Origin of the sequence: Ktedonobacter robiniae (assembly GCF_016587375.1) — a bacterium.
GTDB classification, from domain to species: domain Bacteria; phylum Chloroflexota; class Ktedonobacteria; order Ktedonobacterales; family Ktedonobacteraceae; genus Ktedonobacter; species Ktedonobacter robiniae.
The window spans coordinates 908,161-932,148 of record NZ_BNJG01000001.1 but is presented as its reverse complement, the minus strand read 5'-3'; the positions used below and the strand labels follow the sequence as shown (position 1 = coordinate 932,148).

At 53.5% G+C, this 23,988-nt stretch carries 16 protein-coding genes, 2 tRNA genes and 2 pseudogenes; 12 read left to right on the top strand and 8 right to left on the bottom strand.

All coding sequences use genetic code 11. The annotated features are described in order from the left end of the window. Positions 1-219 precede the first annotated feature (219 nt). The 6 genes from JMJ04_RS03805 to JMJ04_RS03780 all read right to left on the bottom strand — a co-directional run bounded on the left by JMJ04_RS03805 (position 220) and on the right by JMJ04_RS03780 (position 6,588). Entirely contained in the window at positions 220-873 is a 654-nt protein-coding gene (locus tag JMJ04_RS03805) for a hypothetical protein (RefSeq protein ID WP_201369226.1), read from the bottom strand. 64 nt (positions 874-937) lie between these two features. Beyond that, positions 938-1,624: a P-loop NTPase family protein gene (locus JMJ04_RS03800; protein WP_201369225.1), complete on the bottom strand. Its 687-nt coding sequence runs from the start codon at positions 1,622-1,624 to the stop codon at positions 938-940. Between the two features lie 16 nt (positions 1,625-1,640). Further along, on the bottom strand, positions 1,641-2,453 hold the full coding sequence (locus tag JMJ04_RS03795; protein ID WP_201369224.1) for a YveK family protein: 813 nt from the start codon (positions 2,451-2,453) through the stop codon (positions 1,641-1,643). A 48-nt stretch (positions 2,454-2,501) separates the two neighbouring features. Continuing rightward, complete coding sequence (locus JMJ04_RS03790; RefSeq protein ID WP_201369223.1) at positions 2,502-3,638, bottom strand: glycosyltransferase; 1,137 nt, start codon at positions 3,636-3,638, stop codon at positions 2,502-2,504. 6 nt (positions 3,639-3,644) lie between these two features. Then, positions 3,645-5,240, bottom strand: a complete 1,596-nt coding sequence (locus JMJ04_RS03785; protein WP_201369222.1) for a sugar transferase — start codon at positions 5,238-5,240, stop codon at positions 3,645-3,647. 172 nt (positions 5,241-5,412) lie between these two features. Then, positions 5,413-6,588, bottom strand: a complete 1,176-nt coding sequence (locus JMJ04_RS03780) for a glycosyltransferase family 4 protein (protein WP_201369221.1) — start codon at positions 6,586-6,588, stop codon at positions 5,413-5,415. Positions 6,589-6,941: 353 nt separating this feature from the next. Here JMJ04_RS03780 and JMJ04_RS46405 point away from each other — a divergent pair. After that, positions 6,942-7,127, top strand: a pseudogene (locus JMJ04_RS46405) (RNA-guided endonuclease InsQ/TnpB family protein); the annotation flags it as partial. A gap of 42 nt (positions 7,128-7,169) precedes the next feature. Here the strand turns inward: JMJ04_RS46405 and JMJ04_RS03775 are convergent. Continuing rightward, positions 7,170-8,474, bottom strand: a complete 1,305-nt coding sequence (locus JMJ04_RS03775) for a zinc-binding metallopeptidase family protein (RefSeq protein WP_201369220.1) — start codon at positions 8,472-8,474, stop codon at positions 7,170-7,172. 325 nt (positions 8,475-8,799) lie between these two features. Between JMJ04_RS03775 and JMJ04_RS03770 the strand changes: the two genes are divergently transcribed. The 6 genes and pseudogenes from JMJ04_RS03770 (at position 8,800) to JMJ04_RS03745 (ending at position 15,255) form a co-directional block, all read left to right on the top strand. Continuing rightward, a complete protein-coding gene (locus JMJ04_RS03770; RefSeq protein ID WP_201369219.1) occupies positions 8,800-11,058 on the top strand; it encodes a Stp1/IreP family PP2C-type Ser/Thr phosphatase in 2,259 nt (752 codons plus the stop codon). Positions 11,059-11,063: 5 nt separating this feature from the next. Then, entirely contained in the window at positions 11,064-11,192 is a 129-nt protein-coding gene (locus JMJ04_RS47925) for a hypothetical protein (protein WP_268887323.1), read from the top strand. A gap of 208 nt (positions 11,193-11,400) precedes the next feature. Beyond that, a pseudogene (aspS, locus tag JMJ04_RS48570) lies at positions 11,401-13,183 on the top strand (aspartate--tRNA ligase). A gap of 1,045 nt (positions 13,184-14,228) precedes the next feature. Then, positions 14,229-14,657 (top strand): ArsR/SmtB family transcription factor, encoded by a 429-nt coding sequence (locus tag JMJ04_RS03755; RefSeq protein ID WP_007910917.1) that lies wholly within the window; start codon positions 14,229-14,231, stop codon positions 14,655-14,657. Positions 14,658-15,056: 399 nt separating this feature from the next. Continuing rightward, positions 15,057-15,132, top strand: a tRNA-Arg gene (locus tag JMJ04_RS03750). 50 nt (positions 15,133-15,182) lie between these two features. Then, positions 15,183-15,255 (top strand) — tRNA-Arg (locus JMJ04_RS03745). Between the two features lie 84 nt (positions 15,256-15,339). On the opposite strand, the gene JMJ04_RS03740 is transcribed toward JMJ04_RS03745, so the two are convergent. After that, entirely contained in the window at positions 15,340-16,686 is a 1,347-nt protein-coding gene (locus JMJ04_RS03740) for an MFS transporter (RefSeq protein ID WP_201369217.1), read from the bottom strand. A gap of 157 nt (positions 16,687-16,843) precedes the next feature. On the opposite strand from JMJ04_RS03740, the gene JMJ04_RS03735 reads away from it, so the two are divergent. From JMJ04_RS03735 to JMJ04_RS03715, 5 genes are all read left to right on the top strand, one after another. Beyond that, entirely contained in the window at positions 16,844-17,755 is a 912-nt protein-coding gene (locus tag JMJ04_RS03735; protein ID WP_201369216.1) for an ROK family protein, read from the top strand. A gap of 331 nt (positions 17,756-18,086) precedes the next feature. Beyond that, on the top strand, positions 18,087-19,367 hold the full coding sequence (locus tag JMJ04_RS03730) for a Clp protease N-terminal domain-containing protein (RefSeq protein WP_201369215.1): 1,281 nt from the start codon (positions 18,087-18,089) through the stop codon (positions 19,365-19,367). 62 nt (positions 19,368-19,429) lie between these two features. Further along, entirely contained in the window at positions 19,430-20,620 is a 1,191-nt protein-coding gene (locus JMJ04_RS03725) for an AAA family ATPase (RefSeq protein ID WP_201369214.1), read from the top strand. Between the two features lie 209 nt (positions 20,621-20,829). Then, positions 20,830-21,813, top strand: a complete 984-nt coding sequence (locus JMJ04_RS03720; protein ID WP_201369213.1) for a hypothetical protein — start codon at positions 20,830-20,832, stop codon at positions 21,811-21,813. Positions 21,814-21,990: 177 nt separating this feature from the next. After that, positions 21,991-23,823, top strand: coding sequence for a phospholipid carrier-dependent glycosyltransferase (locus tag JMJ04_RS03715; RefSeq protein ID WP_201369212.1), 1,833 nt, complete (start codon positions 21,991-21,993; stop codon positions 23,821-23,823). Positions 23,824-23,988 lie beyond the last annotated feature (165 nt).

Here is a 23,988-nt window from a genome sequence, read left to right as displayed (position 1 = left end):
AAGCGCACGCGTCTACATATAATGGGTACGGAAAATTTTGTGCTACACATCACTCTAGTTATTACGCCTATTCAGTGCAGATAGTTGTGCGTGGAAAAGCAGCGGAGGATGAGAAGAAGGCCGCGCAGAGCTGCAGCTCTGCGCGGCCTTCTTGCCGGGTCTAGCTATGTATATAACCCTGCTGGCGCGTCTCAGAGATATAGAGACAGCGAGAGGATTTTAGCTCTTACAGGCAGGAAGATCTTTCAGGCCCTTGGGACCCAGGTCATTGCCATAGTCCGAGATTTTCCAGGTGCCATCCTGATCCTTCACCAGGGTGAACTTTAGCTCATAGGTCTGTTGGAGATGTTCACGTTTAATGGTGTAGGAGTAGCTCTGAGTATTCCCGTCGTTGGTAGCGCTACCAGCGACCTCTTTGTAATCAGTAATGGCGCCATAGCATTTGTCGCTTGCCTGAGCCTGGTGGGTAAAATCGCCCTCCGAGAGTTGGATCGTGATGGATGGCCCAAGCGTGCGATAGGCCTGGGCGTAGTCCCTGGTCGAAAGCGCCGAAAGGAAGCTCGTATTTGTGCCAGCAGGACCGGAACCCTCGGCAATTCCCTGGAAGAGGTTCATTGCGACAAAGAAGCCAAATATAGCACAGACTAACAGAATCGCCGCGACAACAAAAACAGCCTTGCGAAAGGTTTTCGGTTGTGGCGTTTCGCGTTTGGGCCGCCCGACTCGCGGCGTTGGTGGGGGTTGGTTTACACGTACCATGCCGGGAGGACGTTGGGGGATGGCTGGTACCTTGCCGGTACCATTGAGAGCCGCCATTTTCTTACTGGCCAGCTTCTCCCATGACTCCCCTCCCTGTCCTTGTCGTCCTTGCATGCTCGGTCCTCCTCGTGTGCGAAGTTGTTAGTGAATCGTGGTTTCTACTATACACGTTTTGTCATTAAACGTCTAGCAAAATAGTCCCTGCGACTGTCGTATGGGTGCGCTCCAGGTGCCGCAGCGCATTGCGGGCCTGGGTACGTGTTGTTTGCCCTTTGGTGATTAACAGGTAGGTCTGGTCTGCGTGAGCGGCGAGTAGAGAGGTATTCAGGCCCGTGAGCACGGGGGCACCATGTAAAATAAGCAGGCTTAATCCAGGATAACGGGCCGCCATATAGGCTTTTAGTGCTTGTATGGCCTCGTCTAGGTGGCGCATGAGCAGCCGGGAGGTTTCCTGACTGGATAGGGAAAGCGTGCCCAAACTCAGGAGTGAGAGTTCTGGCAGAAATGTGGGACGCATATACTGCTCAATCTGCTGCGACTCTTTATTGAAGGAGGCGAGCAGATCGCTGAATCCACTGGTCTGACCTATGCCAAAGCGTTGCTGGATATGAGGGGTTTGCAGGTTTGCGTCTACCAGTAAGGCTGGCAAGCCATTTTGTGCTGCTGCGATGGCCAGATTTGTCGCTGTCAGGCCGGGTTCGTGCTCACTCATGGGCGAGGCTAGCACGATCGCTTGTGGTTGTTTTTGTGCCGTATCGAGAGAGAAGCGAATATTGGCAATGATCTCGGTATACGCGAGACTATAAGTTGAGTTTGTGTTGTAATCGCTAAGCAGAGATGCCTGCTCCTGTTTTTGTAAAGCCACGTCTATGTTCCTTCCCTTAGGATACCGAAGCCTGGCGAGGCTTGCTCTGGCCTTTCTCCATTGCTGAGGCGGCTGGAATTTCACCGATGATAGGCAGTTGCAGGAGATCTTCAAGCTCCTCTTTGTTGCGCACACGATCATCGAGATATTCCATGAGGAATGCCAGGGCGATACCAAGTAGCAAGCTGACTAGAACCAGGGCCACCAACTGGAGCGGTTTATTGCCAGCAGGACCACTAACGAGGCCTGGATCGGAGGCACCACTGACTAGTTGCGCTTCGACCTGGGGATGAATACTGGCATCGCTCGCGCTACTGCCATTGCGAATTTCATAATCGAGGAAAGAACTGCCTTGTTGCGTAAAAACCTCGCCCACTGCTGTAGCAATGGCTTTGGCGCCTTCAGGAGTTTGATAGGTCGCGGTAATAGAGAGTATGCTATGAGCGTGTGTCGAAGTCAAGGCACCAGCAATGGCACCCTCGTCAATCTGGTTGGCGCCTTGCGGAGTGCCATTATGAGCATAATCCTGGTCTAATTGCTGTTTTACCCGTGCCACAAAATCCTTGGAGGTGAGGGTTGGTCCAGTGACGATCTCATCGGCCAAGGTTTCCCCCGCGGTCAGGTAATCGGTGGCATTAGCATTTTTGTCATTGGGATCTGCCTGTAGCCCAATGCGAACCGTCACATTTGACTGGTAGGTCTTGAGCGCGCCAGGCGTTTTGCTCAATTTATAATACTGATAACCGGCGAAAGCCGCTGCGATCACGACGAGGGCTACAATGATCCAGAGTCTTCGTCGTATTACTGCCCAATAGGCTCGTAGTTCCACGTTTCTCTACCCTTTCTACTAGCTTCTTATGCGCTAGTAGTGTTCTATTTATGAGATGATATCATTGCTCGGCTGGATGCTTCTCTGCGACTGTCCAGTCTGCATTTTGGCTTCTATAAACTGCAAGATGCGACGCTGGAAACGTGGCGTGTCGAACTCCAGGGCATGATTGCGTATAGCCATCGGGTTGAAGTTGCGCTCGTCAAAGGAGGCGAGTGCGTCGGCCAGGCTCTCGACGGTCTGTTCGCGGAAGAAGACGCCAGTGACGCCTTCTACAACGGATGCCAGGGCGCCTCCCGCGCCATAGGCGATGACCGGGCGGCCCGCTGCCTGTGCCTCTAAGGGCGTAATGCCAAAATCCTCTTCACCAGGGAAGAGAAAGGCACGACAATGACTGATATAATGGGTAACCTCCTGATCGGAGAGTCCACCCATGAAGCGAATGGTTGGGCCAGCGAGCTTTTGCAGCCGTTCTTTATCTCGGCCTTTTCCAATCACGACCAGTGGCAATTGTAGCCGATTGCAGGCTTCAATCGCCAAGTCTATACGTTTATATGGTATCAGGCGACTTAAGACCAGGAAATAATCTTCTGGTTGTGTGGCTGAATTGAAGGGGAAGCGCTTTACCTCAACTGGAGGTGGAATGAAGATGGCCTCGCGCCGGTAGTATTTGCGGATGCGGTCGACGATGGCTGGTGAGTTGGCGATAAAATGATCGACGCGCATCGCGGTCGTCTGATCCCAGAGACGCAGGCCCGTGATCATCAAGGGAAGAAGTGTGCGCGCTGCCTTGCCCAGTTGTTCGCGTTCGACATATTCCTCATAATTCCAGCACCAGCGCATAGGAGTATGGCAATAACAAATATGCATTGTCTCTGGCCTGGTGATGACGCCTTTGGCAAAGGCGCTTGAACTGCTGAGTACCAGGTCATAGCCACGGAGATCCAGTTTCTCCATCGCGAAGGGATAGAAGGGTAGATAGGGCTGGTGATGCCTGGTCACCATGGGCAGTTTTTGCATAAAAGAGGTACGAACATCTATATTTTTGAAGGCGGGATCAACGCGCTCAGGGTCATAGATAGAAGTATAGATAGGGGCGTCGGGGAAGAGTTCATGCAGTGCCAGGACCACACGCTCCGCCCCTCCCATTTGATTGAGATAATCGTGTACTAGTGCGACTTTCATTGACAATTAATACGCTCCTCGTCGTAGTAGGACTGCCGGGATAGTGCTCAAGAGAATCTGGAAGTAGAGGCGTAGCGAGAAATTCTCAATATAATAGAGGTCCATAAGCACGCCCTCGTCGAAGCTGAGATTGCTGCGCCCGCGTACCTGCCACAGGCCGGTCAGTCCCCCCTTCATCGCGAAGCGTCCCTTCTGCCATTCCTCATACTGCGCGACCTCGGCGGGAACAGGCGGGCGGGCACCAACCAGGCTCATATCGCCCTTGAGCACGTTAAGAAGCTGGGGAATTTCATCCAGGCTGGTTTTGCGCAGGAATTTCCCAATGGGGGTGATACGTGGATCATCCTTCATCTTAAAGAAATGGCCTTGAGCCTCATTTCTGGCCTGGAGGGCGGCCTTGCGCTGCTCGGCATCTTGGTACATTGAGCGGAACTTGTACATCTTGAACGGTTTCTCGTTCATCCCTATACGCGTCTGCTGGAAAATGACTGGCCCCGTGGAGGTCAATTTGACCAGGAGAGCGATGCCGAGCCAGAGTGGCGATCCAAGCAGGAGCACAGATGCCGACCCCAGGATATCGATCAGGCGTGTAATAATACGCTGAGTGGTATTGAGCGAGGCCTGGCGAATACCAATCAAGGGGATGCCCTCAATGGCCTCCATATCGATGCGCGAGAGGCTTAGTTCGTATAAGTCTGGGATTAACTTAAACGAGGTTCCCAGGCGCTCGCAGAGCTTCACGCTTCGTACAGCCTGCTGGTGCAGGTTGGAGGGAAGCGCGATGATGACCTCGTCGATCTGCATCGAGCGAATAACCATAGCGATATCATCAATCGTGCCCAGCATCTTAAAGCGCCCAAAATCGCCTGGCTCTTCGCTCATATCGTGCAGAAAACCCACAATTGAGTAGCCGAGATTGGGGCTGGCTGTAATATGCTGCATGACCATTTTGCCCAGGCGCCCCGAGCCTACGACCAGCAGGCGTGTTTCTCCCAGGCCCATGCGGTAGAGTATACTCATACCCGCAGAAACAAGGAGGCGCCCCAAAATGAGCACAAGGATGGTGACTAGCCAGGTGAAGACGAAGAGCAAGCGTGACGTAGCTGGTGGCTGGAAGGTAAAGTAATAGGTAATCAAGAAGGCCAGACCCAGCGTTGTGGAGCCGAGAATAATCTGTGCCTGGCGAAACCAGGTACCAGTCAGGCGCAGGCGATAGAGGCCACGAAAGATGAAGATGATGAGCAGCCCCAGAATGATACCAATCTCTAGTCCCAGAAACCGATCGGGCTTTTGCAAGACATAGGTCGCCGTATCGTTGTTCAGAAGATTCATGCGTACATTGACTAGGAGATGGCTGAGAAAGCTATCAGGTTCGCCAAAGGCTTGACGTAGTGAGTAGGCCAGCTGAAATGAAACATGAATAAGCCACGCATCCAGAATAAGCATAGCGACACATTCAAAGATGCGCCATTGTTTGCGATGTGATCGACGTTTTGAAATGGTCTGGGTAATGGGACCTGTCGCTCCTGTCGTACCAGAGAGGCCGTATTGAGGAGCGTTCTGGGTCCGGGTGTTCCCCGTTCTGCTCGTATCTATATTCATGGTCTCTTTTTGCATGGTCTCTTTACTTTGCTTCATATATTACTATGGCACTTTGGCTTCTCTGCATATTTCTATGCAGGAGTGGTGCCTGGATGCCTTAAAGTTCGTTCAAACAATAAAGACGCTTTTCGTGGTCAGAAAGAAACGCGTGTCAATCTCACAAAATAAATAGCTAGTTCGTCACTTGTTGTCGAGGCCGTTCCCGGGCGGCCTGCTCATATACCGCAATCGTTTTTGTGACCATCTGCTGGACGGAGAAGCTCTCCATCACCTTATACGCTTCCTTGCGACAACGCTCTTGTAGCTGAGTGTCAGTCAAGGCCTGGTGAAGGGCTGAGGCCAGGGCCTCGCTATCCTGAGGTGCGACGCAAAGCGCCAGGTCTAGACCTGCCTCGGGGAGGCTTGATACATTGGTCGTGACCACTGGTGTACCTCCTGCTAATGCCTCGGCAACCGGAATGCCAAACCCTTCGTAGAGCGAGGGAAAGGCAAAAACACTGGCTGCTTGATACCAGAGCTCCTGATCCTGATCATTCACATAGCCCGGAAAGATGACGTCCTGTTCTAGCCCCAGTTGTTGAATGCGGGCGAAAATCTCATCGTAGAGCCACCCTTTGCCGCCAGCCAGGACAAGCTTCTCACGTCGCCCCTGGCTTTGCCGCAAGCTATGATAGGCCTCGATAAGGGTTGGAATATTCTTCCTTGGCTCAAGCGTTCCCAGGTAGAGAATATACCCATCCGTAAGCCCGTGTTTCTGACGGAAGTCTGCACGTTCCTCTTCTGAATGAACGTTTGCGAAGCGTGAATCGATACACATATGCACGGTGTGGATCTTCTCCAACGGAATGTGGGCCAGGGTGTGGGCGTCGGTGCGCGTACTCTCCGAGACGCTGATAACCGCTGTAGCCTGGCGCAGGCTGCGAAGCGTAAACGTGCGATGGTACAGGCGTTTACTTGTTGTCAGTACTTCAGGAAAGCGCAGAAACGCGAGGTCATGCAGGGTCACAACACTGGCACAGTTTTTGGGAAGCAGGGCCGGTAAAACATTCACAGGGGAATGAAGAACGTCGATGTGCCGCTGGCGTAACTGATTTGGAAGCGTGAATTGTTCCCAGGTTACACGTGCGGTTGGCTGAGCCTCTGGCCAGGGAGCGGAAACATAGGTAATCTGTGGGTGATAGGCATGTAGCTGCTCAATGACATCCTCTCCATTGATGAAGACTGTGTAGCGGTGCTCCCCTGGCTGCCTGGCTAATTCGTGGAGCAGGTAACGTATATAGCGGCTGACACCACCATTGCGATAGTTTTGACCGAGGGATAGCAATTGAGCATTGATACCTATATGCATATCGATGACAGTCTCCTATAGCTGCATAACGTCGCTTTTTTACAGTACAGCTAGTAACTCTGGGCTTATTAATGAAATGTTGGCAGTAAGTGCCTTGATACAGATAGATGAGAGTAATAGGCTCTTGCTGTGAGAGCTTTAAAGAGTTCAATGTTGGACGAAAAAATCAGAGTTATAACAAACGGCCAGGACAGAAATTGTTGCGTATTATGCTCTCATACTAAATATCGGCTGTTAGCTGTAACTGTAGACCCTGATCAGGGCCCTGACAGTTTTTAGTATACTCTCTAAGCGATGAGTTGTATAATAAATGGCCCTATTAGCCTGTTTCCTATATGGGAGGAAATTCTCTTCTGGTCGGCGCGAGAAATGTAACGATGCGAACGCTGCTCACCCGGCAAGACTGGATGAGTACGGGGACCTTGTCGGTGTCCCCTGATGTGTCGTGCGATGAAGCCAAAGCACTACGGCAGCAACGCTATAGTGAGTTGCGGTGGAGCACAGACACAAGCCCCCGCCTTCAGGCGTGGGGTGACTGACTTGCAACTATGCTCATAAGAGAGAACGAAATATATGGTTATTTATCGCTCTCCACTTTTTTTTCTCTGCGCAAAGCTCGCAAGAAGTAATGCTGCCTGTCTGGTGAAGGCTGAGGTCTCAGCTTCTCCGGCTAGCGCAGTGATCACAAAGGGTAAGGAATGCTGGGAAGCAAGGAGGGCAAGCGGCTGACTACTTGCGGTTGTTGGAAGCAAGGTTGGTCGTTGCCCATACGCTAACTCACTACTTGCGCGTGCCAGTTGTACAAAGGGCACATCTGGGGCCTGTGCAGGGGTTGGAGGATAACCATAGCGCCAGCGAGTCTGAACATCGTGGAAGGCTCGCGCGTCAAGATGATGGCGTAATTGCGTATAGACCCGCTCGGGGACCTGCCCCGCGACCAGATGAAAATCCAGGTTTGCTTGCGCGTGTGTCACCACGTGCTCGCCATTATCGCTGGCGTTCGCAGAAAAAGGCAAACCTGTGAGCGTAGTGAGGCTACAGGTAGGGACTAGTAGTTGCGTGTAGTGGAGTTGTAGACCCTTAAGGTCAAGGGCTAAGGCTGGCAGGCCCCAACGTTGGCGCAAGAGTTCCGAGCGATCCGGCAGCTCAGCCGTTGCCTGCAACAGCTCCTCCGTGGGCAGTTCGATGGCATCATAAAAGCCCTTAAGGTGGATCTGTTCGTGCTCATCCTTGATGCTTTGCAAGGCCCAGAGCAATCTCCACGCGGCGCCAGGTGCGATGCCTCCATGCATGCTATGGCTGGCCGCCTGTGGCGAGGTGGTATGCAGACTGACGCCCAGGCGGCCCTTGCTACCAAGCAGAAGGAGTGGGGCGCTAGCGGCGTTAAGACCAGCCTCAGAGGTCCCGATGGTATCATCCCAGAGGCAGGCATTGGCCTGGAGTCGGGCCTGGTTAGCACGCAGAAACGCCGGGAGAAGATCTGTCTCTGTATCCTGCTGGAAGTGGATCAGCCATTTGATGGAGAGCGGCAGATCGCCCAGGATATGCTTAACTGCCTCCAGGGCCTGCAGGTATGCAAGAATAGGAAGACTGTGCCAGGGTTGGTTTCCTGATAGGGAGTAGCTGTTATAGAGTAACAGGGTCGAATGTGAGTGTGTGCAACGTTCACTATAGAAGAGCGTGGGTATTTTACCTATCGGGGGATGGGAAGTGGTGGAGGTCGTGAGGGGTGGCTGGGTAAAACCAAGCTGGCCCAGGCGGCTCTGGAACTGATCTAGCCAGGCTTCTGGCCTGGAAGAGAGTGCCTCGCCGACTATCTCTGTCGGGATAAATGGATGCATGCGCTCAAAGGCCTGTAGTTGAGCGTAAAAGGTGGTATCGATCATGGACGCGGCTCCATAGACTCTATGCCTGGCCAGCAGGAGCAAAAGCGGCATATTTCCAGGACTTTTGCTCTGGTTTTGCTAGTACCGCAAGCTAAATATCTTGCATGCTCTCTATTGAAAGAGTATACTCTGGAACAGTAAACGAGACAGGCAATACACGAAAGAGAAAATCTCACCACGTGCTCTATGCGTTACATTGCGTTTTTCTCTGCATCGGTGTATTATAGCCTAAGGTTCCAGCAACCGCCTAGTGTGTTCTGTGTGTCTATTTCGTACCACGTCTTTACACACTATGAGAGCTACTGATTGACGGGAGAGATGCGCGTTGTCCAAACAACTTCGGCTCGATGTCGCACAGCTAACTGATGTTGGCCGTAGACGTCCCCATAATGAAGACAATATGGCCTACGTCATTCCTAAGGATGCCCAGATGATGGCAAAGAAGGGGGCTCTCTTCATTGTGGCCGATGGGATGGGTGGGCATGCCGCAGGCGAAGTAGCAAGCGAAATTGCTGTCGACACGATCAGCAAAGTGTACTATCAAGATGATAGGGATGACGTCGCCGAATCGCTCGTATATGCCATTAAGCGTGCGAATACCTCAATTCACCAGCGAGCCGCGGAAAGCGTGATGCGTAGCGGGATGGGTACTACCTGCGTCGCCGCTGTTCTGCGAGGAAGCACGGCCTATGTTGCAAATGTAGGCGATAGCCGGGCTTACCTGGTGCATAAGGGGCAGGTACGCCAGGTATCGCAGGACCACTCCTGGGTTGAAGAACAGGTGCGTGCAGGTTTACTCACGCAGGACCAGGCTCGTTCTCATGCGCAGCGCAATGTGATTACGCGTTCGCTGGGTACGAATGCCGAGGTTGAGATCGACATATTTGCGGAACCCCTCGATGAAAATGACTCACTGCTCCTCTGTTCTGATGGCCTCTCGGGCATGGTCGATGATGAAGAACTACGCTCAATTGTTGATCAATATGTGCCACGTGAGAGCGTCTATCACCTTGTTGAGCGCGCCAACGAGAATGGTGGAACTGATAATATTACCGCGATTGTGATCCGTGTTCAGGAGTTGGGCTGGGAACCGCCCAATGCACGCCGTCCAATGCGCATAACCAGCCGTGAAGTCAGTGAAGAGCCCACGAAAATTATGGGGAGCCTGGTGGGAGCCCCGGTTGGGCTGCTGGCCCCCAATGCTGACGCGTCCTATGGCAACACACCCTTGCGTGTGGCAAGTGGTCCCCTGACCTCGACGGAGGGGATGGCGTCGCCGCAAACGGCGGTCCTATTGCCATCGCCACGTGGCAAGCGACTTCTCTTTCCCACACTTGCGCTTTTCGTGCTTTTAATTGTGGCGCTGGTTGGTGGTGGGGCCTTCTGGTTTCTGGGGCTTGGGCAACTGGGCGTCAATGTCAATGAATCGCTCACTTCTGCCGATCAGCATATAACAAGCGCCAGGGCAAAGCTGACCGCCTATCCCGCAAATGCTCTCCAGGACTTGCAGACAGCACAACAGCAACTGCGAAAAGTCCAGACGGTTTCGTTGACGAGCGATCAGCGGGCAAAACTAGATAGCCTCAATAGCGACCTTGAGACCAGCACGAAGAGTGCGATCACTAATTATAATCAGCGTTATTTGATTAAAAACCTTCTGTGTGCTAACACTACCACTGTTTCTATTGCCAGCGGTGACGCGAAGGTGCAACCATCTGGGCTGGCGGTGGTACAGCATAATAACAAGAAGTTTTCTTATACCGAAGGGTATGATTATCGCTCGCTCTATCTTATGGATGATAATCAGCATAAGTTAGGCGATAAGCTCAAAGGCGTGGATGGGCAGATCACCTCCATCACGGGCGCCGATGGGCATCTTCTTGTGCTTACCCTGAATAGTGGAACGAGCTATAGTTTACAGGTGTTCACGCCAGATGATAGCGGAGCACTCACAACGTCAGACGCAAAAATCACTATTCCTGAGGATCAGATCAAAAAGGGCTATAAGCCGCTCCTCGTCTCAGCCTGGGATAAAGACGCGTATGTTTTGCTCACGTCGACTAACGCTGACAACACCGCGCTCATTCTAGACTATGCTCTTGATAAGGTTGTTGGCGCTACTGATGCGAATGCGGCGCCACCAGAGATGCAATTATCTTCAGCTAACATCCTGAGTATGGCAGCCTTCCCAGGCAAACAGCTCTTTCTCTTGCTTGACAATGGTACCGTGCAGAGTGTGCAGTTCAATGGAGGCAAGGGTGCAGCGGTCAACGTCGGAGTGCAACAGCCCATTTATGCTCCGCTCAATGCCAGTGCGCAGGCCTTTACAAGCAAAATGGCCGTGCCGGCTCCTGCTCCACAGATCCAGGCGACGCTCTTGATCTCACGCGCGACCTCGTCTGTTCTGTCTACCATGAAGGTAGGGGGGACGCCCCACTTATTCGTCGCGGATGGTGCCAGCCATCGTTTGCTTGATTTGAATCTGGTTTCGAGCAGTTCGCAGACGGCGACAAAGGGGCAAACAACTGGTACATCCCCATTAAGGTCCAGCTATCGCGTCAATATGTGTCGACGAACTTACTGAGTAATGTGAAAGGTATCGCTGCCGATCCAGGGGAGAACATCCTCTATCTGGTCTCGCAGACGGGTCCGGTGGATGCTCCACGCACACAGCTCACTATTGACACCAGCAAGGACCCGACCGATTGCCAGCCCTGAGCGGGCCAGGAAGTTACCTCTCCTTTGACAGTTCTCGACAGCGCAAGAAACAGCAAGCCGCTGGCTGGGAGCTGCCACAGGAAAGGTAGCTTTTTTTTGTTGTTCGCAGTATCATTGTCCGTAATCTTTAGGGTATACGGTATCGTCCGATATATGGAAATAAAAAGCAATAAAAAGCAGTAAGGAGCATTGTAACGTGGCTTTTGAGGTGCATTTTCGCAGCGCCACCTGTGGCGAGTTGACCGCGAAGGATATTGACCGCGAGGTGACGCTCTCCGGTTGGGTCAATCGTCGCCGTGACCATGGTGGCCTGATCTTTCTCGATTTGCGCGACCGCTATGGCTTGACGCAGGTTATTTGCGACCCCGAACGTTCGCGCGAGGCGCATCAGATTGCGTCTGAGGTGCGTTCAGAGTATGTGGTGCAGGTAAAAGGACTGGTGAAGCGTCGTCTTCCTGGAACAGAGAACACACAGTTGCCCACAGGCGAGATCGAGATTGTCGCCCAGTCGATTGAGATTCTCAATCACTCGCGCACGACACCTTTCCCGATCAATAGCGACGCAATCCAGGTCGATGAGCCTCTGCGCCTCAAGTATCGCTATCTCGACCTGCGCCGTCCTCATATGCGCGATAACATCATCCTGCGCCACCGCATCGTCAAGGAGATGCGCGACTATCTCGATGAGCGTGGCTTCCTGGAGATTGAGACGCCCATCCTGATGAAGAGTACGCCAGAGGGCGCGCGCGACTACCTGGTGCCAAGCCGCCTGTACGAGGGCGAGTTTTATGCGCTGCCCCAGTCACCTCAGCAGCTCAAGCAGCTCCTTATGGTCGCGGGACTGGATCGTTATTTCCAGATCGCACGCTGTTTTTCGCGACGAGGACCAGCGTGCCGACCGTCAGCCTGAGTTTACTCAGCTCGACGTCGAGATGGCCTTTGTCTCTGAAGAAGATGTCATGGGTCTTATCGAGGATATGCTGATTAAGCTGATCGAGAAGACGACGAAGAAGCATATTAAGCAGCATCCCTTCCCACACCTGAGCTTTAAAGAGGCCATGGACCGCTATGGCACGGACCACCCCGACCTGCGCTTTGATCTTCCCCTGGTGGAGATCTCAGACCTGGCGGAGGCGGGTACCTTTGGCGTCTTTAAGAGCGCACTCTCTGCGAACGGCATGGTCAAGGGCTTGAAGGTGCCTGGTGGCGCAAGCTATACGCGCAAAGAGGTCGATGAGATCACCGAGTTCGCGCGTACACTGGGGGCCAAAGGCCTGGTACAACTGGCGATTCAGGAGGGTGGCGCGATTAAGTCTCCCCTGACCAAGTTCATGGCTCCTGAAGAGGTGCAGGCCATTGTGGAGCGCCTGGAGGGCCAGCCTGGCGATCTCCTGCTCTTTGTGGCCGACAGTGCCAAGGTTGCCAATGATGTCCTCTTCCGCCTGCGTGTCAAGATGGCGGAGCGCCTGAAGCTGATCGATCCAGAGGAGATGGCGCTGTGCTGGGTTGTGGACTTCCCGCTGTTCCACTACGATGAGGATCTCCAGCGCTATGATGCGGAGCACAATCCCTTCTCTGGCATGGATGAGGCGCATATCGAGCGCCTGGACTCCAATCCGCTGGATATTCGCGCCAAACAGTATGACATCATCTGTAACGGGTTTGAGGTCGGCGGCGGTAGCGTCCGTATCAATGTGGCCGAACTCCAGCGCAAGGTCTTCTCATTGATGAAGATGAGCGACGAGCAGATCCAGGAGCAGTTCGGGCATATGCTAGAGGCCTTTGAGTATGGCGCGCCCCCTCACGGTGGCATCGCCCTGGGTGTCGACCGCCTGGTTATGCTCTTCGCCGATGAGGATAACATTCGCGAAGTAATTGCCTTCCCCAAGACGCAGAGCGCCCAGGACTTGCTTATGGGAGCACCTTCCCCGGTCGATGACAAGCAACTCAACGAATTACATTTGCAGGTTCGCCCAGAGCCAACAAAGTAACGCTTGTTTCCCATAGGGGGACGAGGAAAATGTATAGCGAGAGCAAGGTAGATATACTCTACCTCGCTCTCGCTCTTTTTGTTATGCGCCTGGTATTCAACGACGCCTCTTACATGCAAGATGGAGGCAGACAGCGCTTGCCTCCATCTTGCGCCCTTTTCGCCCCTGCGAGCTATGTAGGAGTGAAAAGTCTTCGGTAAATACAACAAGAGCAATCATTAACCGTAAATAGAAAAAGATATATTTTCCCCCTTTCTCAAGCCTCCTGCTCCTCTAGATGAAAAGATGCGTGGAAGTTTCTTCACCAAACCCGTGGCAGGATGCCCCCGTCTTGTAAGCCTGGCACTTACACACAAATATGTGATCTTGAGAAAGAACACGGAAGCGATGTGCTGCAGGTGCCTCGTTTTCCCCCACACGAGAGATGACACACTTTTGGTGAAAAGTCGCTTGTCTCGCCAAGCTGAAAGCACATCATTGTGCATCAAGGGGCGTTTTTTTCAACACCTTTCCCTCGCATCATGCTGAGGATCTTCTGCAAACTTTCATATTTGTGTATACGTGTCAGGCTTCAGCCGAGGGTATCTGACAAGGATTCCAGGTACCTCACAGATTTTTCTTTACTATCAACATTGATATCATTAAGAGCGTTGGTACTTTGCTGACAAGACAGGCCTCCTTGTATAAGGAGGCCTGTCTTGTTTAGGATCTATTCCTGTATAGTTTTTGCGTAAAAGCTTCTCAGAGCTTACTCAGATGGGCGAATGACGTTGATTGTTGTTTGGGTATTCCTCTTTCTCTTTGCCCGCTAGAATAGCGCCAGAACGCCAAAGAATGCCTTTGCCCATTTAGTGACAGGAGAAGATTTAAGAGAAAAAAAAGCCGTTTCTGACTGATGGGCAAAGTGTATTTACAAGGCCGATTTGGATAGAGTTCTATAATTATTATAGGTATCTAGTTATTATAGGTAAAGGTACCATACGAAAAACCCCAGACTCAATCGTAGGTTTGACATCCGGTTGGGAGGATGGAAGGAGAGAAGTTTATGACATCGATGAATCAGGGAAATACCAATCGTATCGCGACAGCAGCTGTGAATTCGGCACCATCTGCCGCCAATGCACTACACCGCCAGGCGGCGGCCGCTCTCGGGAGCACTACCGTAGGTATTGCACCTAAATTTGTGCCCACTCTAAGTGAGGATGACGCCGTGGTTCAGGCGCGCCTGCTCAAGGCGCTGGCTGATCCGACACGCTTGCGCATTTTGAGCCTGCTAAGTCGACACGAAGGAGAAGTGTGTGTCTTTGAAATAGTAGAGAGCTTCACACTAGAGCAGCCAACAATCTCGCACCACCTGCGCATTCTGCGTGATGCGGGACTGGTCGATTGCCGTAAGAAGGGCCTGTGGGCCTACTACTATGTGCGTCGCGATGCTCTAGCACGCGCGCGTGATGTCATTGAGGGGCTTGCGTAGTCACTTATGATGTAGGGACTGGGTTGCATGCGCACTGATACGATTCGGGCAATACGCGCTGAGCGTGTTTAGTGCGCCCTGCTCGCTTCTTACGCGTTTCTGGCTGGTCTTATTGTGAGTTCTTGTGTCTGCCGCGATCCTGTAACCTGGTTGCCCGGTGTAGAGCATATGTCTGCTTATTTTATCTCTGCACCACCAGGGGAAGTACCTATACAGAACCCTGAGCGCGTTAGCGTTAGCCACGAGAGTGGCGCCGCGCCCCCGAATGGGGGTTGGGTTCTGTGTAAGGATGCGGCAGCCATTTCTGAAGAGCTGAATGCTTAGAAAAACTAATTTTGAAAAAGGCCTTCAAAGCTCTTGACAATTCTCCAAGAATGCTGTAGTATACAACCCGTGATTGATCCCGTAGCTCAGTGGATAGAGCGACAGATTGCGGATCTGTAGGCCGGAGGTTCGACCCCTCTCGGGATCGCCAGATATCAGTCGGCAACGATTGGTCTGAAAACAATTGAATAGCATATGATTGATCCCGTAGCTCAGTGGATAGAGCGACAGATTGCGGATCTGTAGGTCGGAGGTTCGACCCCTCTCGGGATCGCTAAATATAAAAGAGAGACCAGCTTGTACAAGCTGGTCTCTCTTTTATATTTAGCGATCCCGAGCAGGAGGGCGCCTACAATTGCTATTGAACTGGGAGTTCAGACGCTTCAGCAATCTCGTTTTGGGCTGTGAGCGCTACGGCCTCGTCTCCTGTCTCGCGTAGCGTACCCAGGCGGCGCATCTCGGGCCAGATACCGGCTACGGCTAAGACAACCAGGACGGTGCCGATGCCACCGATTACTACGGAGAGAACAGGCCCTAAGAATTGGGCCGTGACTCCCGACTCAAAGCCGCCTAACTGGTTGGATGAGGCGACGAAAATGGAGTTGACCGCCGAGACCCGCCCGCGCATATGATTGGGTGTCCGAGTCAGCATAAGGGTGCTGCGAATAATGACGCTAATATTGTCCAACCCGCCCAGGCAGAAAAGCATCACGAGCGAGAGCCAGAAGGACTGTGAAACGCCGAAGACGATTGTCGCCAGACCAAAGCCCGCGACCGCCAGGAGCAAGGTCCGCCCGGCGCGCTGAAAGGGTGGGCGATGGGCGATGAAGAGTGTTACGCAGATAGCGCCAAGCGAGGGCGCGGCCTCCAGCCACCCCAGACCTGTAGGTCCAACCTTGAGAATGTCCTGCGCGAAAATGGGCATTAAGGTTGTCGCGCCGCCCAGGAGCACGGCAAAGAGATCAAGCGTAATCGCGGCCAGGATAATCGGGGCATGGCGTAGAAAGGCAAAGCCCTCGCCAAGGTCCTGAAGCGTGGTCTTTTTACTGCTTGTCTTCTTGATATTGGCAGGGGCCAGGGTTCGTATCTGCCATAGCAGGATGACGAAGAGGAGGCCTGTCAGGGTATTGAAGAGATAGACCTGAATGGTGCCGTGAAAGAGAGCGATGGCGAAGCCGCCCAGGGCCGGGCCGAGAACCGAGGCCAGTTGCCATGAACTGCTGAACCAGGTCGCCGCGTTCTCAAAGCTACTCTCGGGCACCGTTTCCGAGAGAAAGGCCTCGGAGGCGGGGCTGTTAAACGCGGATGCGCATCCCACAAGCAGGAGGCAGAAATAAACCATCCAGATGGGGGCTTGGGTGTAGGAGAGAGCCGCCAGGGCCAGTGAGATGAGCACCAGGGCGGCCTCTGTCACCAGAATGATACGTTTGCGGTTATACGTATCGGCGAGTTGGCCACCGGGAAGTGATAAAAATATGACTGGTAGGACCTGTACCAGGCCTACTCCGCCTAGAATAAGTGCTGAATGCGTGCGTACATAGAGTTCCCAACCGATAGCCACGCTTAGCATGCGTTGACCTATGCTCGCGATGAGCGAACCCAGGAACAGGAGACGAAAGTCGCGAATACGGAGCGCACCATAAGGATCGATTTTCGCTGGTGGGGGAACACCATTTCCCCCTTGTATTGATTGTTTGTCTGACACGAATACCTCGTTAGTTCTAAGAATTACTATGTATTATAGTTGACATAAAATTTATTTTATAGCCCTCTCTCAGTTACAAACACGGAAAGGGAGCTTTCCCTTCCCATGAGAGTGGGAAAATAGTCGTGTCAGCTACAAAGAGATAGGATGTCTTGCCATGCCAACTCAGTCAGATGCCTTCCCACACGCGGCACACACTTCATCTACGCCGATGATGCTCCCCGCTGTCGGTGTGGATATTGGAGGAACCAACACACGTATTGGCCTTTTTCCCTCGTTTGATGCTCCCACGTTTACCCTGTTGGCGCGTTTCCCGACGCCGCAAGAGTATGCACGGCAGGTGGAGCAGATATGTGTGACCCTGCGCGACCATGGCTTACTGAATGCGCTTGCTGGAATTGGGGTCTCGATTGGTGGGCGGCTCGCGTTGGATGGACGGATGGTCACAATTGCCCCTAACTTGCTGGATTATGTTCAGCAGCCCCTGGCCGCCGATCTGGAGGCGCGCCTGGGTTGCCCCGCTTGCCTGGCACATGATCCCGTCTGTGGGCTGCTGGGCGAGAAGCGTTTTGGTGTCCTGGCGTCGAGCGAGCGCTGTGCCTATGTAACGCTCTCCACGGGTACGGGGGCCGCCATACATCTTGAGAAGGCCGGTGTGGGGGTGACGGTCTCCATTGAGATTGGGCATCAGTTGCTGGATGGAAATGAGTTGCGCTGTCTCTGTGGACAGGTCGGGTGCCTGGAGCCTTTTACTGGCGGTAGACAGCTTGAACAACGCTATGGACGCCCCATCGAGCAGATACAGGACCCCACCTTCTGGGAGACCTTCAGTGACAAGCTAGCTCTGGGCCTGGTGAACCTGGCCCAGCTTACCAAGGTTGAGGTTATCGCCGTGAGTGGCGCGATTGCCTTGTATAACCCTTTTCTCCTCCCCCTCTTGCAGCAGAAGATAGACGCTCGCTTAAACTGGACCCGCCTGATATTGATCCCTGCTCGCCTTAAGGAGGATGCGCCTCTGGTTGGGGCCGCGCTCCTGCTCGCTACATCCGAGGAATCGATCCTGCATTGAGGCTCCGCCTGCTGTATCACTTGTGTTGGACCACAAATTCCCTACTAGAGAGCGCCTGGTTGGTACTATTGGGGGGTGTGGTCCTATATTTTTTCAATGGAGGTTGGGCCTTGCCGACTGGTAGTTATGGGCCTGGTACAAGGCAAAAAAACTTTTTCGGGATAGAGCCTGGGAAATCTTTTAGAGTACAATTGCAACACAGCCTTGCTAAACACTTACTGGTCGATAGCCTGTCTCTCTTAACGTGGCTTTCGTGACATGAGAGACGTGTGTTTACAGTCTCGCTCTATTCTCATTATCTTGACGTGGTTATCTCAAAAAGGAGCTAAGGATGAAGCAGCCCAAAAAATACAGTAATTATACCCCCGAACTTCGCCAGGTACTTGCCCTGGCGCGCGAAGAGGCGATTCGCCTCTGCCATCGTTCGGTGGGTAGCGCTCATCTGTTCCTGGGGTTGCTCAAGCTAAATAATCCTCTGATAGAAGCCCTCTTTGCGTCAATGCATACCAGCCCGTACCGGGTCGCCCAGACCCTGGAGTTTGTGCTTGGATTTGGTCATAAAGCGTTGATCAGCACGCCCGCGCTCAACCCATCCGCCCGTGCAACGCTCAAAAGAGCTGAAGAGGAGGCCCTATTGGAGAATGAAGAACTTGTTTCGCTAGAGCATCTGCTGCGCGCTATTTTTGTAGACCAGGACAGCACGACAATGGGGGTGTTGAATACTATGGATATTTCGGCGGACGCTGCACAGAAACAACTCAAACAACTGACGAATAAAGGCTATGATAATCTCCAGTTCGCGGTGCGTTTCCAGGCTTTCTATGATGAGACCCCTCTCCTGAATGAGTATAGTCGTGATCTGACTATGGATGCCTTGATGGAGGAGTTGGAGCCAGTAGTGGGGCGCGAGGTACAGATTGAGCGTATGCTCCAGATTCTGGCACGTCGCTCGAAGAACAATCCTATCCTCATCGGACAACCGGGTGTCGGTAAGACCGCCCTGGCTGAGGCCTTGGCGACGCGGATTATCGAGGGGCAGGTACCTGACGAGTTTCGCCAGTGTCGCGTGGTTGGATTAGATGTGGCGTCCCTGGTTGCGGGTACCAAGCTGCGCGGCGATTTTGAGCATCGTCTGCGCGGAGTCATGCGCGAGGTCGCGGCGGCAAAGAACCTGATTCTCTTTATCGATGAGGTGCATACCCTCGTGCAGAGTGCGGGTGGCGAGGGGTCGCTTGATGCCGCCAATCTCTTCAAGCCGTTGCTGGCTCGCGGTGAGTTCCGCTGTATTGGCGCAACGACGATGGAGGAATACCGCCGCCATATCGAGGCTGATCCCGCCCTGGAGCGCCGCTTCCAGCCCGTGATAGTGCCCGAGGCGACGATTGATGAGACCATCGCCTGTCTGCGCACGCTGCGTCCGCGCTACGAGACATTCCACGAGGTCAATATCACCGACGCCGCCATCGAGAGTGCCGCCCAACTGTCGAAGCGCTATATTCAGGGACGCTTCTTGCCCGATAAGGCCATTGACCTGGTCGATGAGGCCTGCGCACGTGCGCGTGTGAAGCGTTCGCTGCCCCCCAGGGGATCCAGCATCTGCGCGACCAGCTGACAAGCACAACACGTGAGAAAAATTATGCCATCTCGCAGCAGGATTTTCACAAGGGATTGGTCTTGCTCAAGCGGGAACAGGAGTTGCGGGGCGAGCTCTGGCTAGCTGAGCAGAGCTGGATGGCTGATGACGAGGCCTACCCTACGATTGACGAAGAGGCTATTGCGCATATTGTGTCCAGCTGGACGGGCATTCCCGTCACACGGCTGACGACCTCTGAACGCCGCATGCTGCTCTCGCTGGAGAATGAATTGCATAAGCGTGTGGTAGGGCAGCACGAAGCTGTACAGGCCGTCGCACGTGCCGTACGCCGCGCCCGCTCCTCGATGCATGATGGACGGCGCCCAATTGGTTCCTTCCTGTTTGTGGGACCAACCGGCGTAGGGAAGACAGAGCTGGCGCGTGCCCTGGCTGAGACCATTTTCACGGATAGCAAGGCACTCATACGTTTTGATATGTCCGAATTTATGGAGAGCCACCACGCCTCGCGCCTGATTGGTACCCCTGTCGGCTATGCCGGCTCTGACCAGCCTGGACAGCTTGTGGAGGCCGTGCGTCGCCAGCCATATAGCGTGGTACTCTTCGACGAGATCGAGAAGGCGCACCCCAAGGTATTTGATCTGCTCTTGCAGATTCTGGATGATGGCGTGTTGACGGATGCGCATGGACAGAGCGTCTCCTTCAGAGATACGATTATTATTCTGACCTCGAACGCAGGAGCTGAGCAGCTCTCGACCGGTTCGATGGCCTTTACTCCACGGCAGAAGAATGCCCAGGTACGGCAGCAGGAGGATACGGAGCGTATTCGCCAGCGTGTCTTGCCGGCCTTGAAGGGGATGTTCCGTCCTGAACTGCTCAATCGCTTTGATGATATCATCGTCTTCCATTCGTTGACGCGTGAGCACCTGAACCAGATCGTAGATATGATGATCCATCAGACCCAGAGCCGCCTGAATGAGCGCTTTACCGCCCTGCCAGTGACCTTGACGGTAACCCCTCAGGCACGTCATTTCCTGGTGCAGCATGGCTATGATGTCTCCTATGGAGCGCGCCAGTTGCGTCGCACGATCCAGTCTCTGCTGAATGATTTGCTCGCTGAGGCCATTCTGCGTGGCGCAATAGAGGAGGGCGACCAGGTGACCGTGGATAGCGATAGCGAGAACGGTACACTGGTAATCGAGCAAGAGTCAGCCGTAGCGGCCCTCGCTACGGTCGAGGCAAGTTCCATCGTGGCCAAAATACACGCCGCATAAGAAGCGTGCACATCTCTACCGGGAGCAAGCCAGTGTCGGCTGCTCCCTTTCTTTTATTTAACTTTTTATGTGGCTAAGAAGAGAAATTGCGCGTATATGCGCATTAAATCAACTATATATGATATATGCATTAAGTTTGACTTACGAATATTTTGCTGTTATGATACTACCATATTTCAACATTGAGCCGCGATATGGGGGGATATACGGTGAGCGAGGTACAAACTTGGCGTGAGTTCCTCGGAAGGATTATTCATGATCCTCAAGAGAAGCAGCGCATCGCTAGTCTACTTAACATCAGCCCCGTGACGCTTACACGTTGGGCCAGTGGCGAATCAACTCCTCGAACACAGAATTTGCGCCAATTGCTCCAGACTTTGCCAGAACATCGTGCCAGGTTTGTGGAGTTGTTACCTGAGGAAGTGGGCAAGCCCTTTAGAGATCCCAATTTGCTAGAGGAGAGCACGGAGAATCCTGAGATTCCTGCGCTTTTTTACTCGCGCATCGTTAATGCCCATTGTGACCTACCGGCTATTCTGCGCTTCAATGCGATCTGCGACCTGGTGTTACAGCAGGCGCTCAAGCATCTCGATCCACACCGGATCGGCCTGGAATTGACGGTAATCACATGTATGCCACCAGGTGAGGGGGGCAAGGTGCGCAGCGTGCGTGAAATCATTGGGCGCGGTACTCCACCCTGGGATCGCGAGCTGGAGCATCATACGGCCTTTCTCGGTGCGGAGTCCCTGGCGGGCTATGTTATCAATATGGGGCGCGCGCGCGTGGTGACGGAGCGTTCTGAGGGCTTCCAGTTTTTCCCCATTGTCTGGGGAGAGCACGAGCAAAGCGCTATGGCCTGCCCTATTCTCCTGGGCGATACCATCGCAGGGTGCTTCCTTGGTTTAAGTACGCGCCCGAAATTCTTCCTTCCTGAGCCACGCCAGGCGCTTTTTTCGGCCTACACTGAGCTGATGAATATTGCCTTTCAGCCGGGTGCCTATTATCCACTACAACAGGTAGAGCTGTGTCAGATGCCGCCCTATCCCTTGCAACAAAGCTATCTCACTCATTTTCGTAGCTGGGTATCACAGCTGATGATGCGTGAGCGGCTACGCGTGAACGAGGCTGAGCAGCTGGTCTGGCAACAGATCGAGCAGAAGTTGTTGCAGCTTCAGATGCAAGGCGCCCACTAACTCTACTCTCTTGACCCTGGCTTCCCTGATATTTATAATTCAGTTAGTTTCCTTTTTTGCAGAGGAAATAATGGGATTGGTGTAGCTTCGCGGGCACCTCACTCACGTGGTGAGCGATTTCGTGGTGCTCGGTAGATGAGAGTATGCTTGCCAATGTATAGCAGAGGATAGCATTATATGCGACGAAAGTTTGTATGGCACTGGCAGCTCTCACTGCTCCTGGTTATTGCTCTTCTAGGTCTAGGGGCACGCCTGTATGGTCTCAACTGGGATATGGGAGAGAATTTTCATCCAGATGAGCGGGAAATCTTATTTCGCGTGGCTGCTTTGGGTTGGCCAGCTAGCATGGCCCAATTTCTAGATCCAGATCACTCACCTCTTAATCCACATTTTTTTGCCTATGGTTCGCTGCCCCTCTACCTGCTGGCTGGTACCTGGTCTCTGCTTTCGCGCCTCTTTGCCTGGCCTCTGTCTTATGCCGCACTCTCCCTGGTGGGAAGAATGGCCTCGGCACTCTTTGATACAGGCTCGCTCCTGTTGACAGCCTGGCTGGCGCGCCTCTTGACGCAGGAGCGTGGCTTTAGCTATCGCGCAAGCTGGAGTGTAGCTCTGCTGGCGGCGGGTCTGGTCGCGTTTACGCCCCTACAGTTGCAGCTCTCGCATTTCTATACTGTAGATACACTCCTGCTCTTTTTTGTGCTCTTGACGCTTGTGGGATGTGTCAAATATGTCTTGACGCGCCATGACCTCTTCTGGCTTAGCTGGACTGGTATCAGCTTTGGCCTGGCCCTGGCCACCAAGTTTAGCGCGGCTCCGCTGGGTTTGCCTATAGTCATTGCAGTGCTGTTGCGCTACCTGCGTAAGCGTGATATTGTGGAGGCGCTGGTTGGTCTCCTGTTCCCGCTCTTGCTGGCGGTAGTGGCCTTTTTTGTGACACAGCCATATGCCTGGCTGGATATGCATAACTATATTGTGCAGGTGACGGAGCAGGGCACGATGGCGCGGGGCGGCCTCGATTACCCCTATGTCCGACAATTCGCGGGGACGCTGCCCTATCTCTACCAGGGCTATAACCTGCTCTTCTGGGGTCTGGGCTTGACGCTAGGCCTGGCTGCCATCTGTGGTTTCTGCTGGGGGATCTGGGCGACCTGGCGGGGTACCCTGGCCTCAACCTGGTGGATTGTTTTCGCCTGGATGGTGACATATAGCGTCATCACCGGGAGTTTCTACGTCAAGTTTATGCGCTATCTCTTGCCTATCTATCCCCTATGTGCACTCCTGGCTGCGACCTTCCTGGTCGCGCTGGTAACAGCGGGCTGGTCCACGCCACCTGTCGAGGCTCCTGCTGGCTTCTGGAGGCGCCTACGAGGTGGCTATGGCCCTCGTTTGGTGACAGGAGCCCTACTGGTGCTGGTAGTGGGAGGAACGCTCTTTCAGGGCCTGGCACTCTTGCAGGTCTATAGCCAGCCCAATACGCGTATCCAGGCTTCGCGCTGGCTGTACGCGCACCTGCCGCGCGGCAGCGTTCTGACATATGAGCAATGGGATGATGCTTTGCCCGTAGCTATCGATGGCCACGATCCCTCCTATTTTGCCCAGGCAAACTATGCGGATGCGCAGGGGAATATGACCACAGGTCTGGGTCTCTATGATGATGACACGCTGGCAAAGGCGCGGGTCCTGGCCCGGCTCTTGCCCACCCTCGATGCGATTACTATGGCCTCTGATCGCCTGGATAAATCGATTCCTCGGATGCCTGAGCGCTATCCCTTAACCATCCGCTACTACCAACTCTTGTTCCAGGGAGAGCTTGGCTTTCGGCTGGCGGCGCAGTTTGAGGTGCGTCCACACCTGTTAGGCATTACCCTTGACGATAGCATGGCGGATGAGAGCTATTCGGTCTTTGATCATCCTATGGTGCGCATCTTTGTGCGTCAGCAGCCATACACCTACACATCCGAGCAGGTGTATCAAAAGTTAATTAGCGGCCTTTCACTGCCAGAGAAGTAAGGTAAAGAGTGTCTGGTGGTAGGCTGGCTTTGCCAGCCTACCACCAGACACTCTTTACCCAGAGGGGCGTTTGCGCGCAGAGGCAGGCCCAATGGTCATGACTGTGGAGCTTGATGATATGAAGGAACGGCAGGATGTGCCGTTTATATATTTAGTAGAGTCCTC

Excerpts from the sequence above, each read along its gene's own strand:
- JMJ04_RS03805 (WP_201369226.1), bottom strand. The coding sequence starts at position 873 with ATGCAAGGACGACAAGGACAGGGAGGGGAGTCATGGGAGAAGCTGGCC.
- JMJ04_RS03790 (WP_201369223.1), bottom strand. The coding sequence starts at position 3,638 with ATGAAAGTCGCACTAGTACACGATTATCTCAATCAAATGGGAGGGGCG.
- JMJ04_RS03785 (WP_201369222.1), bottom strand. The coding sequence starts at position 5,240 with ATGAATATAGATACGAGCAGAACGGGGAACACCCGGACCCAGAACGCT.
- JMJ04_RS03780 (WP_201369221.1), bottom strand. The coding sequence starts at position 6,588 with ATGCATATAGGTATCAATGCTCAATTGCTATCCCTCGGTCAAAACTAT.
- JMJ04_RS03775 (WP_201369220.1), bottom strand. The coding sequence starts at position 8,474 with ATGATCGATACCACCTTTTACGCTCAACTACAGGCCTTTGAGCGCATG.
- JMJ04_RS03755 (WP_007910917.1), top strand. The coding sequence starts at position 14,229 with ATGACATCGATGAATCAGGGAAATACCAATCGTATCGCGACAGCAGCT.
- JMJ04_RS03735 (WP_201369216.1), top strand. The coding sequence starts at position 16,844 with ATGCCAACTCAGTCAGATGCCTTCCCACACGCGGCACACACTTCATCT.
- JMJ04_RS03730 (WP_201369215.1), top strand. The coding sequence starts at position 18,087 with ATGAAGCAGCCCAAAAAATACAGTAATTATACCCCCGAACTTCGCCAG.
- JMJ04_RS03715 (WP_201369212.1), top strand. The coding sequence starts at position 21,991 with ATGCGACGAAAGTTTGTATGGCACTGGCAGCTCTCACTGCTCCTGGTT.